Annotated in this window: 12 protein-coding genes and 4 tRNA genes; 14 read left to right on the top strand and 2 right to left on the bottom strand. The window is 46.9% G+C overall.

The genetic code is table 11. The annotated features are described in order from the left end of the window. The first annotated feature begins 680 nt into the window (after positions 1 to 680). The 12 genes from R3P39_RS17090 to nth all read left to right on the top strand — a co-directional run bounded on the left by R3P39_RS17090 (position 681) and on the right by nth (position 10,507). Positions 681 to 757, top strand: a tRNA-Asn gene (locus tag R3P39_RS17090). A 20-nt stretch (positions 758 to 777) separates the two neighbouring features. Beyond that, positions 778 to 854 (top strand) — tRNA-Asn (locus tag R3P39_RS17085). Between the two features lie 32 nt (positions 855 to 886). Next, a tRNA-Asn gene (locus R3P39_RS17080) sits at positions 887 to 963 on the top strand. A gap of 25 nt (positions 964 to 988) precedes the next feature. Further along, positions 989 to 1,065: transfer RNA gene (locus R3P39_RS17075), tRNA-Asn, on the top strand. 172 nt (positions 1,066 to 1,237) lie between these two features. Further along, positions 1,238 to 3,181, top strand: a complete 1,944-nt coding sequence (locus R3P39_RS17070) for an EAL domain-containing protein (protein WP_336568972.1) — start codon at positions 1,238 to 1,240, stop codon at positions 3,179 to 3,181. A 538-nt stretch (positions 3,182 to 3,719) separates the two neighbouring features. After that, entirely contained in the window at positions 3,720 to 4,301 is a 582-nt protein-coding gene (rsxA, locus tag R3P39_RS17065; RefSeq protein ID WP_336568970.1) for an electron transport complex subunit RsxA, read from the top strand. Positions 4,302 to 4,314: 13 nt separating this feature from the next. Beyond that, positions 4,315 to 4,869, top strand: coding sequence for an electron transport complex subunit RsxB (gene rsxB, locus R3P39_RS17060; protein ID WP_336568969.1), 555 nt, complete (start codon positions 4,315 to 4,317; stop codon positions 4,867 to 4,869). Positions 4,870 to 4,878: 9 nt separating this feature from the next. Further along, positions 4,879 to 7,419 carry an electron transport complex subunit RsxC gene (rsxC, locus tag R3P39_RS17055; protein ID WP_336568968.1) on the top strand — a complete coding sequence of 847 codons (2,541 nt, stop codon included), beginning with the start codon at positions 4,879 to 4,881 and terminating at the stop codon, positions 7,417 to 7,419. Further along, the gene (gene rsxD / locus R3P39_RS17050) at positions 7,416 to 8,477 is read left to right on the top strand and encodes an electron transport complex subunit RsxD (RefSeq protein WP_336568966.1); all 1,062 of its coding nucleotides are present in this window, start codon (positions 7,416 to 7,418) and stop codon (positions 8,475 to 8,477) included. Before rsxC ends, rsxD begins: the two co-directional genes overlap by 4 nt. Then, positions 8,474 to 9,109, top strand: a complete 636-nt coding sequence (gene rsxG, locus R3P39_RS17045) for an electron transport complex subunit RsxG (RefSeq protein ID WP_336568964.1) — start codon at positions 8,474 to 8,476, stop codon at positions 9,107 to 9,109. Before rsxD ends, rsxG begins: the two co-directional genes overlap by 4 nt. Further along, positions 9,106 to 9,804: an electron transport complex subunit E gene (locus R3P39_RS17040; protein ID WP_336568963.1), complete on the top strand. Its 699-nt coding sequence runs from the start codon at positions 9,106 to 9,108 to the stop codon at positions 9,802 to 9,804. The genes rsxG and R3P39_RS17040 overlap by 4 nt, the downstream gene beginning before the upstream one ends. Before the next feature lie 70 nt (positions 9,805 to 9,874). After that, the gene (gene nth, locus R3P39_RS17035) at positions 9,875 to 10,507 is read left to right on the top strand and encodes an endonuclease III (protein WP_336568962.1); all 633 of its coding nucleotides are present in this window, start codon (positions 9,875 to 9,877) and stop codon (positions 10,505 to 10,507) included. 211 nt (positions 10,508 to 10,718) lie between these two features. On the opposite strand, the gene R3P39_RS17030 is transcribed toward nth, so the two are convergent. Together R3P39_RS17030 and R3P39_RS17025 are read right to left on the bottom strand one after the other, a co-directional pair. Then, a complete protein-coding gene (locus tag R3P39_RS17030; RefSeq protein WP_336568960.1) occupies positions 10,719 to 11,429 on the bottom strand; it encodes a DUF1826 domain-containing protein in 711 nt (236 codons plus the stop codon). 69 nt (positions 11,430 to 11,498) lie between these two features. Next, positions 11,499 to 11,930, bottom strand: a complete 432-nt coding sequence (locus tag R3P39_RS17025) for a TraR/DksA C4-type zinc finger protein (RefSeq protein ID WP_336568959.1) — start codon at positions 11,928 to 11,930, stop codon at positions 11,499 to 11,501. A gap of 149 nt (positions 11,931 to 12,079) precedes the next feature. Here R3P39_RS17025 and R3P39_RS17020 point away from each other — a divergent pair, with 149 nt between their 5' ends. Both R3P39_RS17020 and R3P39_RS17015 read left to right on the top strand, forming a co-directional pair. Continuing rightward, on the top strand, positions 12,080 to 13,660 hold the full coding sequence (locus tag R3P39_RS17020; RefSeq protein WP_336568958.1) for an L-lactate permease: 1,581 nt from the start codon (positions 12,080 to 12,082) through the stop codon (positions 13,658 to 13,660). Positions 13,661 to 13,777: 117 nt separating this feature from the next. Next, positions 13,778 to 14,368, top strand: a complete 591-nt coding sequence (locus R3P39_RS17015; protein ID WP_336568957.1) for a DUF2726 domain-containing protein — start codon at positions 13,778 to 13,780, stop codon at positions 14,366 to 14,368. Positions 14,369 to 14,460 lie beyond the last annotated feature (92 nt).

Here is a 14,460-nt window from a genome sequence, read left to right as displayed (position 1 = left end):
AAACTGGATCAATTGAGATCGATCGACTAATCTAGATGGGCAGATTTTTTCAGCGTTTGTCTCACTCAGTCACAAGGAATGTATAGCACAATGAAAAACAAGGAGTTTTAGCAGCACCCAACTAAACAGCCCGTACTGTACTAGCCTATCGCTAGCAATAAGCCAATGTGGTTCTGCACCACTATCCTGCCTTAGCAAACCCAACCTGAGATCCTTTCTGGGAAGTTTACTTGTGGTCACAAAGATCAAAATTAAACATCGAAAAACACCACTTTAAGCACATATTTCAAACAAAACGCTCAAAAATTACAAAAAACCCGCCAAACCACTGGTTAGAAATACAGTGAATATAAATATATAGACGTTTTTATACACATCAGAAGGCTTTTACACAGTATCCACCAGTTTCTCTCAGTGAATAAAATGACCCTAATTAGGCTAGTAATGATGAAGTGCGATACTTAAGCTGCTTGAATGGGGGCTTGATTGCACTCTTTATAGTGATACTCTGCATGCACGTGAGTCACGCTAATAATCGTCTTACTCCCAAGCGTAAGCTAAAAAGGCAGCAATTAGCACAGAATTTCATCGCTTAATGCAGTTTTTTACGTTTCTATGATTTTAGTGGTTGACACCTTGCAATGTCGTCATTAATATTTCGCCCCGTTGAGAGACACGCTTCCCCCTTAGCTCAGTTGGTTAGAGCGACGGACTGTTAATCCGCAGGTCCCCCGTTCGAGTCGGGGAGGGGGAGCCAACTTTCTCATCTTTGACTATTCCCCCTTAGCTCAGTTGGTTAGAGCGACGGACTGTTAATCCGCAGGTCCCCCGTTCGAGTCGGGGAGGGGGAGCCAAATTTATTGGCTGCGTCAAAATCTATTGAAGTTCCCCCTTAGCTCAGTTGGTTAGAGCGACGGACTGTTAATCCGCAGGTCCCCCGTTCGAGTCGGGGAGGGGGAGCCACTTCATAGAACCCTTCTTATATTGTTCCCCCTTAGCTCAGTTGGTTAGAGCGACGGACTGTTAATCCGCAGGTCCCCCGTTCGAGTCGGGGAGGGGGAGCCAATTACACGAAATTATTAGACTTTTTCAACCAATTACACTACTCTACAAGCATTATTTTCAGTGCTATTGCTGAACATAACCTGACATCTGTTGCTATCAAAATAAATACCGCAGATAAAGTTATCAGCAACACACCCGATATTATGGAATAATCCTCTTTAAGATGCGTACTATGGCTGGTTTTAAAAAACTCATCGTGCTCCAAGCCCTTTCTTGGCTTATCTTCTCACTCGTTGGTAGCTTTTTTATTGCTACAAGTTTTGACTCCGCAGTAAACCAAGCACAACAAAGCGCACATGCAATGGTGACGGAGTATATAAAAGATAAAACACTGCAAGAAGTCACTCCTGAGCATATTAGCCAAGCGCTAAACAGTGGCGATGTTTTTTCTACCTTTATTGTTAGAGATTTCGACGGTAATACGATATTGCAGGTCAATACGCCTAGTCAGCTTCCTTTTGTTGCTGACTTTATTGAATCGACCATGAACGCCATTCGTCCGCAGTTTGCCGTCAATGACAGTAAAGACATCAAGATTGAATTTTTATTAAATGCCCAAAGCCAAGCCGAAATTTTACAACAGGCACTACTGTTATTGATTGTTATTTCTGCCTTGGTTGCATTTATTCCAGTGTTTTTTATGCAAGGCGTATATAAAAAGCTTAACCGCAATGTCAGCATCACGGTGGCCAATGCCGTTGACACTTATATTACCCAAAACCAATCCAGTGACAATCTTGAGTTCGATTTTGACGACGGTAAAGTCTCTGAGCTAAGTCATGAGCTACTCCCCTCTTTTAAGCGCCTAGCGAGTTTTTTACGCTCCAAACAGGACGACATCAAAAATGCTGCGCACTCGATTAAGCAAGAGGCTTATAAAGATGTAGTTACTGACTTAGGTAACCGCAATATGTTTGTTGAGCATTATGAACAATATATTGAGTCATCAAACAAAAAGGCGTTTGGCTCTTTGGCAATGATCCGCTGCTCAGAGTTACAAGTGATCAACCAAACTCGGGGCTATCAAAAAGGCGATGAATACATCAAAGCCGTTGCCGACATTATCAAACATGTTACTGGCACCTACGCCGGTAGTAAGGTATTTCGTCTCAACAGTTCCGACTTTGCGGTGATCTTGCCCAATGTTCCCAGTAAAGAAGCTGAAGAGTTTGGCGAAACACTGCAGTCACGCTTCACCCAGTTCCAACAAAACCAGGAACTGTCTTCGGTAGCAAACACCGGTATAGTGCCTTATGAAAATGGTAAACCATTAGGCGAATTGCTTTCCGTGGTCGATAACGCCATGAGCATGGCGCAGAGTAAGCAAGCCAACGCTTGGCATATTCAACGTGAATCGGATTTGGTTAACAATGTCAGTGCCGGCTTCGGAAACCAAAACTGGCGTCGGGTGATCCGTGATGTGATTAGCAGTAAACGTGTCAGTCTAATGATGCAGAACATCATGCCGATTGGTAAAAACTCCAAAGCCTACGCCGAGATCCAGTCGCGTTTTAAAACCGAAGAAGGACAAATGCTACCCACCGCTTCATTCCTAGCCATGGCGGAAAAGCTAGAAATGGCGATTGAAATTGATCAGCTTATTATTGATACCTCATTGGAGCTAATCAAAACACGCAATTTCAATGAAAAATACTTTGGTATTAATGTCACCGCATCCAGTGCCCATAACGATCAATTTGTCATTTGGTTAGAGAGGCGCCTACTAAAAGAAACCAATCTAGCTTCTAAGTTGGTTTTTGAAGTCAGTGAGTTTGGCTTACAGCAAAATATTAAAGCCAGTAAGCGCTTTATTGATATGGTGCACCGAGTTGGTGCCCGGATCACCGTAGAACGTTTTGGTGTTGGCCTCACCTCGTTCAAGTTTTTCCGCGACTTGAAACCTGACTACATCAAAATGGATGCCAGCTATACGCGTGGCTTAGAAGAAGATAAAAACAATCAATACTTTATGCGCTTAATGGTCGACCTTGCGCACCGTATTGGTGTTAATGTATTTGCCGAAGGCGTTGAGAGCCAAGAAGAAAAACACATCGTTGAAACACTCTGCCTCGATGGTGTGCAAGGCTATTACATCGAAAAGCCCAAAGAAATATAAGCGCTCGTCAGAGCGCTGTTACTTTAGTCCCACCAAGCAGCACGAAGCACTGCCACAGTGGCGTTAATCTGTGTTATTATTGCCACCTAGTGCGTGAGCGCCAAATCATACTAATGCGCTTAATTCAGTGCTCTATTTGAGGCAAGATAACCCTCTTGATAACCAGGCAAAAGTTTTGCTACTTGGTTGTTCTAAAAAGGAACTTTGAACGCGGTTAGCGTCAAGTTTACTCCCTCAAATTGCGCAACGATTAATGCGGATTGGTATCACTGCCTACTTACAGCTCTGACGTTGATAGTCTGCTATGCCTTCACTGTCAGCTCGGCGTTACAATACTTAGATCACAGGCACAGCTCAGGCACCTTGCTGACGGTACAAAGTGCCAACTTTCTTATACAATATTGCGTTGAGTTTCAATTGAGTAGCAATACGCGCGGCAACAAATCGTTGTTTCTAGCTCAACCGTACTAACAGTGTTCATCGTTCGCTAAAGAGGCAGTGTAAACCGAGCTTAAGCGAGATAGTTTTAGAGGCAATAATGACCGAATATATTTTGTTACTTATCGGCACCGTGTTGGTAAATAACTTTGTCTTAGTACAGTTTTTAGGCCTGTGCCCGTTTATGGGGGTGTCTGGCAAGTTAGACACAGCGGTAGGCATGTCATTAGCGACGACGTTCGTCTTGACCTTAGCGTCGGTAACCAGCTATCTCGTTAATCAATATATTTTATTGCCATTAGAGCTGACATTTTTGCGCACCATGAGCTTTATTTTAGTGATAGCCGTGGTGGTTCAATTTACTGAAATGGTAGTAAGAAAAACCAGCCCCACGCTGTATCGTCTACTCGGTATATTCTTACCGCTTATTACCACGAACTGTGCGGTACTCGGTGTGGCGCTGTTAAACATCAAAAAAGATCATACCTTTTTAGAGTCGGCCGTTTATGGCTTCGGCGCCGCTGTTGGTTTTTCCATGGTGTTGGTGCTATTTGCTGCTTTACGTGAACGCCTCGCCGTTGCCGATGTGCCCACTCCGTTTAAAGGAGCTTCCATTGCCATGATCACAGCTGGGCTAATGTCGCTGGCATTTATGGGCTTTTCTGGTTTGGTTAAGTTTTAATGAAGTGTAATTTATGACGTTACTTTATGCATTGTTAGCGCTCGGCGCGCTGGCCTTAATCTTTGGCATTATTTTAGGCTTTGCCGCGGTTAAATACCGGGTAGAAAGCAACCCCATTGTCGACCAAATTGATGCTATTTTACCGCAAACACAATGTGGCCAGTGCGGTTACCCTGGCTGTCGTCCTTATGCTGAAGCCATTGCCAATGGTGACGAGGTCAATAAGTGCCCTCCTGGCGGTGAAGCGACAGTAAAAAAACTAGCCGATTTGATGGGCGTGGAAGCCAAGCCTCTGGCCGGCGGTGAAGAAGCCGATCCAGTGAAAAAGGTGGCCTACATTCGCGAAGATGAATGTATTGGCTGTACCAAGTGTATTCAAGCCTGCCCTGTGGATGCCATCGTTGGCGCCACCCGACAAATGCACACGGTGTTAATTGAAGAATGTACCGGTTGCGACTTATGTGTTGAGCCCTGCCCTGTTGACTGCATTGACATGGTACCCGTGGAGCAAACGAAACAAACTTGGAAGTGGCAACTAGACGCTATTCCAGTGACACAGATTGATTAAGAGGTTTAAGTGGACACATTACTTGAACAGATAGAAAACGGTAAGCTGTGGCAATTTCCAGGGGGCATTCACCCACCGGAACAAAAGACACTGTCAAATCAGGGCGCTCTGACACGCTTGCCGCTGCCGGATAAATTAATTTTACCGCTTAAACAGCATATTGGTGCCAACGGCAGCTTGCTGGTGCAAGCAGGCGACAGCGTATTAAAGGGCCAAGCACTTACCGCCCCTGGTACTAACTGGTCATTACCTGTGCATGCCCCAACTTCAGGCACCATTGAAGACATTAGATCCATGCCCTCAGCACACCCATCGGCACTGCCTGAGCTGAGCATTATTTTACGTCCTGATGGCGCCGACAAGTGGGCACCTTTAACGCCAATCAGCGACTTGAGCAAGCTGGAAAATAAAGAAATCATCGAGATCATTCACCAGTCAGGTATTGCGGGTATGGGTGGTGCTGGATTTCCAACCTACGTTAAAGCCGACAGCCCTAAAGCAATTGAATACCTAGTGGTGAATGGCGTTGAATGTGAGCCTTACATCACCGCCGATGACCGCTTAATGCGTGAGCATGCTAAAGAAATTGTGGCCGGCATCGAAGTATTGCAACGCATACTGAAGCCCCAAAAAGTACTGTTCGGCATTGAAGATAACAAACCAGAAGCCATTCAAGCCATCAGCGCTGCGGCGCAACACAACCAAGACATTTTGGTTCGTGCCGTGCCCACTAAATACCCTTCTGGTGGTGAGAAACAACTCATCAAAGTGCTGACATCAAAAGAAGTCCCCAGCCCTGGCATTCCCGCTGATATTGGCGTGTTAGTGCAAAATGTCGGTACCTTGTATGCCATTTGGCAAGCGATTTTTGAGGGTAAACCATTAATTGAACGCGTGGTGACCGTAACCGGAAATACCATTACCAAGCCAAATAATGTCTGGGCCTTACTGGGCACGGAAATTAAGCACCTGCTGGATTGCCAAGGGTTTTCGCCAGTGCCTGCGCAGCGAGTGATAATGGGCGGCCCCATGATGGGCTTTACCTTGCCATCGGTGCGTATTCCCGTGGTAAAAACCACCAACTGTATTTTAGCGCCAGACAATCAAGAACTGGCAGCTCCAGGCGACGAAAAAGCCTGCATCCGTTGCAGCGCCTGCGCAGACGCCTGTCCACAAAGCCTACTGCCGCAACAGTTGCAGTGGTTTGCTAAGGGCAAAGAGTACGACAAACTGGAAGAATACAACCTATTTGACTGCATTGAGTGCGGTGCCTGTTCGTACGTCTGCCCCAGTGAAATTCCACTGGTACAATATTACCGCGTAGCCAAAGCCGATATTCGTGAGCAAAAGCTCGAAAAAGTCAAAGCTGAACGCGCCAAAGAGCGCTTTGAAGCGCGTAAAGAACGGCTACAACGCGAGCAAGAAGAGCGCCAGAACAAACATAAGCGCCGTGCCGCCGGTGCTAAGCCAAAAGCCGCTGACAAAGATAAAGTGCAAGAAGCGCTGTCGCGTGTAAAAGATAAACAAAACGACAAGTCTGCAGTGCAAGCCGCCATTGCGCGAGCCAAAGCCAAGCGCAATCAAGAAGGTGAACTGGAGCCGGATAACAGCGCCGTGGCGGCAGAGCGCGCCAAACGCAAAGAGCAAGCTCGAAAGTACAAAGAAGCCAAAGCTGAGCAACAAGAGCCGAGTGATAAAAAAGACGCCGTTGCTGCCGCCATTGCCCGTGCCAAGGCCAAAAAAGCGGCCGCACAATCCGATGGCAACGCGGACAGCACTGCTGAGCCTAACGATAAAAAAGCCGCCGTGGCTGCCGCTATTGCTCGCGCTAAAGCGAAAAAGGCAGAGAAGGAGCAAGACCAGGCTGCAGACAGCGAAACGCGAGAACCAAGTAAAGCAGCATCTGCAGAGCCGGAAGATCCACGTAAAGCTGCGGTAGCCGCCGCCATTGCCCGTGCTAAAGCGAAAAAAGCGGCCAAGGAACAAGACGAACCAGCAGAGCCTGAAACCACGTCCGAAGAGCCAGAAGATCCACGTAAAGCTGCGGTAGCCGCCGCCATTGCCCGCGCCAAAGCGAAAAAAGCCGCTAAGGAACAAGCCGAGGCAGCAGATAGCAATACCGATGAACCAAGCACAGCACCATCTGAAGCTGCCGCTGACGAGCCAGAAGATCCGCGCAAAGCCGCCGTTGCCGCCGCCATTGCCCGCGCTAAAGCGAAAAAGGCAGCCAAGGAACAAGCCGAGGCAACAGATAGCAATACCGATGAACCAAGCACAGCACCGTCTGAAACTGCCGCTGATGAGCCAGAAGATCCGCGCAAAGCCGCGGTGGCCGCCGCCATTGCCCGAGCAAAGGCAAAAAAGGCAGAAAAACAACAGCAGCAACAGTTAGACGACGACCAAAGCGCGACTTCTGAGCCACAAAGCTCGACTCAAGAGGCGCCACAGCAAAGCCCTGAAGACAAGAAAAAGGCTGCTGTCAAAGCCGCTATAGCACGTGCAAAAGCAAAGAAACAAGCGCAAGAACAAGAAGGAAATGAGCCGTCATGAAATTAACCATGGCTTCATCACCGCATAACCACAGCCATAAATCCGTTAGCCGCTTAATGCTAACCGTTATGGCAGCCTGCATACCTGGTGTGTTAGTACAAACTTACTTTTTTGGTATAGGAGTGCTAGTGCAGCTGCTGCTGGCGCTTATTACAGTAAGCCTATCTGAGGCCTTAGTATTAAAACTGCGAGGACGCGCAGTCTGGCCCAGTTTAAGTGATGGCAGTGCTTGGCTAACGGGGTTACTGCTAGCCATTAGCATTCCGCCGCTAGCGCCTTGGTGGGTTATTGTGATTGGCTGTTTCTTTGCCATTGCTATTGTTAAGCAGCTTTACGGTGGCTTGGGCTTTAACCTGTTTAACCCAGCTATGGCAGGCTATGTTTTGCTGCTGATCTCCTTCCCGGTGCAAATGACTTCATGGTCTCCAGTACAAACGTTAATGTTGACTGAGCCCAGCATAATTGACCAAGTGGCGTTAATTTTTACCGAAGTTACAAGCCAAGGTGAAAGCTTAGAAGCGTGGCGCACCGCCGTAGTCGATGGCGCCACAGCAGCAACGCCGCTAGACAGCGTGAAAACCGCTACGGCTCAGGGATTAACAGTAAGCGAAGCGATGCAAGGCCCCAGCTTTTCTGAATACGCAGGCAAGGGTTGGCAATACGTTAATTTGGCCTTCTTATTAGGTGGCTTGTACTTGCTTAAAAACAAAATAATCAACTGGCATATTCCGGTTGCTTTTATCGCCACTTTGGCCTTCGCCAGCGCCATTGGCTATATTGTTGCGCCCCAGTCAGAGCCGGGCATGTTATTCCACTTACTCAGTGGTGGCGCCATGTTAGGGGCATTTTTTATTGCCACCGATCCGGTTTCTGCCTCGACCACTGACCGCGGCCGGTTGATATATGGTGCCGCGATAGGGTTAATTGTTTACGTTATCCGTCAGTTTGGTGGCTACCCAGATGCGGTGGCGTTTGCCGTGGTGATGATGAACATGGCAGTGCCTTTAATCGATCACTACACACAACCGCGCACATACGGTCATGGAGCTAAATCATGATTTTACAGTCGATGCAAAAGAACGGCCTTATCTTAACCGCCTTTGCGTTGGTGACCACCGGCGCCGTGGCATTGGTCAATGACCTCACCAAAGGCGAAATTGCCAATCAGGAGCAACGCCATTTAATGAAGCTGCTCACTCAAGTGGTAGCACCTGAGGCTTATGACAACCAACTTTATTTAGACTGCACCACCAGCGATGCAGATGCATTAGGTCCAGGAGGCCCACACACGATTTATCGTGCAACACGCAACGGAGAGCCTTCTGCTTTGTTAGTACGCCATGTGACACCCAATGGCTACAGCGGTAACATAGATATTCTGACTGCAGTAGATAGCTCAGGCAATATTAGTGGCGTGCGAGTTACTCGTCACGAAGAAACGCCAGGGCTTGGTGACAAGGTCGAGTTAGCTAAATCAGATTGGATCACCAGCTTCAATGGCACCCAAGTGACCAGTGGCGAAGACACTCAATTCCAAGTTAAAAAAGATGGCGGCCAGTTCGATTCTTTTACCGGTGCCACTATCACGCCACGGGCGGTGGTCACCTCGGTAAATCAAGCGGCTTGGTATGCTCAAACACACTTTGATGTCTTGTTTAGCGCCGAAAATACCTGCGAGGTGACACCATGAGTCAGTGGAAGTCATTATTTCAAGAAGGCACCTGGCAAAATAACCCTGCCCTAGTGCAGCTTTTAGGGCTGTGCCCATTACTCGCGGTAACCTCAACCATTACCAATGCCTTAGGTTTGGGTATCGCAACCTTACTGGTATTGGTGGGTTCGAATTTAACCGTGTCGGTGGTGAGAAATTGGGTTCCTAAAGACATTCGAATCCCCGTTTTTGTTATGATCATTGCCGCGTTCGTTACTATTGTGCAACTGTTGATGAACGCTTACACCTTTGGCTTATATCAATCTCTGGGGATCTTTATTCCTCTGATTGTTACTAACTGCGCCATTATCGGTCGCGCCGAAGCGTTTGCCTCAAAAAACACACCACTGCTGTCGGTGTGGGATGGCCTGATGATGGGGTTTGGCTTTGCACTGGTATTGGTGGTACTTGGGGCCATGCGCGAATTGCTGGGCCAAGGCACGCTATTTGACGGTGCTGAGCTATTACTAGGAGACTGGGCACAGGCGCTTAGAATAGAAGTATTTACCTTTGACCATCAATTTTTAGTCGCGATTTTGCCACCTGGTGCCTTCTTAGGCTTAGGGTTTTTAATTGCTGCCAAAAACATTATCGATGAGCAAATCAAAGCCAAGGCAGCTCCTAGCGCCGAAGAAGTAAAAGGCCCTAGGGCTCGAGTGACCAATCTCGATTAACGATTTATAACACGTAAGGGGTGCTATTGCCGTCACCAATACGCCCCGCCACAACAAGCAAGTAAACCGTATGAATAAACAAAAACGCATAGAAATACTCACACGGCTACGGGATGAAAACCCGAATCCAGAAACTGAGCTTGAATATTCCTCACCGTTTGAGCTGCTCGTCGCCGTCACCTTATCAGCCCAGGCCACCGATGTCGGGGTTAATAAAGCGACTCGTAAGCTATTTCCTGTGGCCAATACACCAGAAAAAATATTGGCTTTAGGACTTGAGGGTTTAAAAGACTACATCAAGACCATTGGCCTATTTAACTCCAAAGCCAACAACGTCTATAAAATGTGTCAAATCCTGGTGGATAAACATGGCTCTGAAGTGCCCGAAAATCGCGAAGCCTTAGAAGCCCTTCCAGGTGTGGGTCGCAAAACCGCAAACGTAGTACTCAACACCGCCTTCGGCTGGCCCACCATTGCCGTCGACACCCATATTTTCCGCGTGTCTAACCGCACCAAATTTGCTATGGGTAAAGACGTGGTTGCTGTAGAGCAAAAGCTAGAAAAGGTGGTACCAAAAGAGTTTAAAGTGGACGTTCACCACTGGCTTATTCTCCACGGCCGCTATGTGTGTACCGCGCGTAAACCAAAGTGTGGCAGCTGTATTATTGAAGACCTGTGCGAGTTTAAAGAGAAAACAGAGTGATCACAGCAAGTTTGGTTGCTCATACGCGCTGTTAAGGTGTGAGCAACGCAATACCGCAAAACAACCTCTATTCAACGCAAGCATGCAGCGAACCACACCTATGTCTTAGCAATGAGGTTTGGCAACGCATAATGAAATGCAACTGCTCCTCGAAGCAGGATTAAACAAGTTTGACGTTTTTTCAGTCGCCATGAGTTGCAGCCGTTTTTTATCAACTTTGAAGTGGATCAAGGGTCAATAAAACGCGTTTGCTATTGCTTGGCACTTGGCACGAGCGGTGAATAGCAGACATACTTTCATTGTCTCCCCACGCGCTGCCTTTCAGCAATGCGACATCAAAGGCATTAAGTTGTTTGATGTCTTTACTGTTGTAATAACCTTGATGCACTGCGGTTTTAATAACTTTACCAGTACCCGCCTGAGCTGCTGGAACTATTTTTTCATTGGGAAGCCACTCGGTGCCCTCGCCTAAATAAGTGCTAACCATACGAACCGCAATTTTATCGACATGAAGTTTAGGACACATAGCCTCACAGAGAGGGGCAAGTCGTAAACCAACGCCATCGCAGTCAAATAAACAGGTCAACATATCGGCTAATAAATAGACATCATTGATGGCTGCCGTTTTACCATTAGCTTCCGGCAGCAGTTCATTAAGGTTATTTTTAAGTGACGCCATTGAGAACACACTACGTATACCTAAACCCAGTGATTCAAAGGTGTTTTCAAAATAGGTTGCAATGGTTTTATCAACTTGACGTTGCCATACCGCCACACTTTTCTCTGCAGATACGATTTCGCCTAATGAAACAGGACTTGTTCCTGCTTCCCATGAAGCCGCTGGTGCTGCTGAACTGGCCAACATTGATTCACTCTCCCAACCAGAAAACGGATCTGGTAATAAATTTGATGTTTTTTGCATGGTAACTCTCAATTTACTTGCAATGATGACAATGGAATTTTGTTACCTTTTTGGTAAACCATCACCCTCTTAACCGCTGTACACATGCTCTTTAAGTTCTTGACAGAGCTTTACGTCAGCGCAATACTCGGTAGTCGGTCTTGCCAATAAACGCGGGATACCAATGGGCTCTCCAGTTTCTTCACAATACCCGTATTCACCTAACCTGATTCGTTCGAGTGCCTGCTGAATTTTTGGTAGTAGCTTTTGTTCTCTATCAACAATCCGCAGCAAAATGGCGCACTGTTCTTCCCAAGAAGCTAAATCACTGGGGTCAGCTAACTCCGGTCGGTTTGCCATCTCCTGTTTGGCGTTTCGGATATGTGCTCGGGTGATATCGTGTAATTCAATGAGGTAGGCTTTGAAAAACGCAAGTTGTGCATCATTCATATAGTCAGAATCGGGGGCATTGCGAATATCTTCTTCACTGGGTATGTCTACTGTCTTGGCATTATCTTGCATACTAGATTCCATCGAGCCTGAAACAAAAAGAAATGTTATACCATAACACTCTCTTTGCCAAATACGGTAAATGCATACTGCGTAAATAACATACCCAAGGCGGCGCTGACCTGCTAACCTAAACGCATTATAAAACGGACTTCGCTACCATGAACTTGTTGCAATTAATCACCACTTTGGTTCCGATCCTGAGTGTATTTGTATTCTTAGTCTTGCTGCGCCTTCCCGCGAAAACGGCGATGCCAATCAGCTTATTGTTAACCGCTACTAGTGCTTATAGTGTTTGGCAAGTGCCTGGGGTACAAATTGCTGCAGCGACAATGGAAGGTCTGATCATAGCACTGACTATTTTATGGATAGTATTCGGTGCTATTTTGCTGCTTAAAGTGTTGCAACAAACTGGCGCGACCTTGGTTATCAAACAAGGTTTTGCTGAAATTAGCCCAGATAAGCGGGTGCAACTTATTATTGTTGCTTGGTTATTTGGCAGCTTTTTAGAAGGTGCAGCCGGCTTTGGCACTCCAGCGGCTATCGCCGCTCCGTTACTGGTCGCTCTGGGGTTTTCACCCCTTAGTGCCGTGGTATTGGCACTTATCGCCGACTCCAGTGCCGTGTCTTTTGGCGCAGTCGGTACACCAGCCATTGTTGGCATTGGTCAAGGTGCCATTGGTGTGAGCGCATCTGAAGTGGCCAGTATTGCTGTCAAAGCGATTGCCATCGACATTTTTGTTGCAGCCATGCTGCCGCTGATAATGGTGTTAATGTATAGTCGCTTTTTTAGCTCTCAACCAAGTTGGCGTAACGGCTTTGTTATTGCGCCGTTTGCCATCCTCAGCGCATTTGCCTTTACCCTGCCAGCTTACTGCGTGGCGTGGCTATTTGGTCCTGAGTTTCCTTCAATATTAGGTGCCATGATTGGTCTTGCTATTATTTGTCCAATGGCTCGTAAAGGCATGCTGTTACCCAGAACACCTACACCAGATAGTGAGCCACTCGAAACGACAACCAAGCAAGGTTTAACTATTTATCGTGCTTGGGCACCTTATATCTTAGTGGCGCTATTATTGGTGCTTACTCGGCTTCCTGAACTGCCCTTCAAAGCCTTACTCCAAAGTATCAATATGAGTTGGAGTCATATTTTTGGCTCTACTATTTCGGTCACCGTGATGCCTTTGTATATCCCAGGGAGCGTCTTTGTTTTAACGGCAGCCCTTGCCATTTGGTTACAAGCAGGTACGAGTAAACAGTTTGGTGCCGCATTAAAACAAACCACTACCATGCTACTCCCTTCTCTTATATCACTTGCTGCAGCCGTTCCTATGGTACGCATTTTTCTCTTCTCTGAGGTAAACCACGCAAACCTGCCGGCCATGCCATTGGCATTAGCGGAGTTAGTTGCCGCTCATCTTAGCCATATCTGGCTATTTATTGCCCCTTTGGTTGGGGCACTGGGCGCTTTTATTGCCGGCTCGGCAACCTTTTCAAACTTAATGTTTGCCAGCTTTCAGCAGGCGTTAGCTTCCCAAGCAGGCATAGAGCAGCAGTTGGTGTTGGCATTACAAATGCTTGGGGCTAATGGCGGCAACATGATAGCAGTGGTGAATGTGGTGGCCGCGGCCAGTGTCGTAGGATTACAGGGCAAAGAAGGTGATATCATTCGCTATACTCTTTTACCAATGCTTTACTATTGCCTGGCCGCAAGCACTGTTGCCTGGTTGTGGTTTAGTTAAAACGGGATCGCTGTATTAACTAAATAATCGTCTACTGCAAAACTACATTCAACTCTATTTATGGCACAGCTATTGCTTTATGTATGCAGATGTCATTTTTTTGATTTGGAGTTTGTTATGGAGTTCGCGTTACTTGCTATATTGGCTTTGGTGGTGGTCGCCGCCGTAGTGGCTTCTAAGTACACCGATGTCGGTGGCAATCCTTATCCTTTTAATCGTAAAGAATCGGTTTTTACTACCGTTGAAGCGTCGTTTTTGCAGTTACTGGAACGCGCTGTGGGTGATAAATATAAAATTGTTAGCCGCATTAAGCTTAACGATGTACTGGAGTGCAAACCTGGCATTTCAGCAAAAGCGCGCCGTGCCGCAGTAACCAAAGCGAAGAACAAACAACTCGATTTTGTATTAGTGGATAAAGAGTCGCTAAAAATTGTCGCCGCGGTGGACTTGGTTAACAATGCCAATAAAAACGGCCATAAAGCACAAAAAGATTGGTTTGTGAACGGTGCTCTAGAGTCTGCTGGCATTCCGCACATTCGCATGAAGATAAAAAGTGGCTATCAAAGCGCGGAAGTGCGCGCAGCCATTCTATTTAAGCTGGGACAAAAAGTGGAGCCGCCGAAGAAAACCCGCAACCGCACCTTTAAACCGGCGGTGCTATCCCCCTCTCAAGCAAAAGCCCAATCAACACAGTTGGCAGAAATATAACCAAACGGGCGTAAGCCCGTTTTTTGTTTTACCAATTAAAGCGGCTTTGCGTATAATAAGACTAATTTTTGACACGCCAGATTAGGAACTTA

This window comes from Pseudoalteromonas sp. UG3-2 (assembly GCF_037120705.1).
Classification (GTDB): domain Bacteria; phylum Pseudomonadota; class Gammaproteobacteria; order Enterobacterales; family Alteromonadaceae; genus Pseudoalteromonas.
Note: the sequence above shows the minus strand (reverse complement) of the source record. Positions and strands in the feature narration are given on the sequence as shown.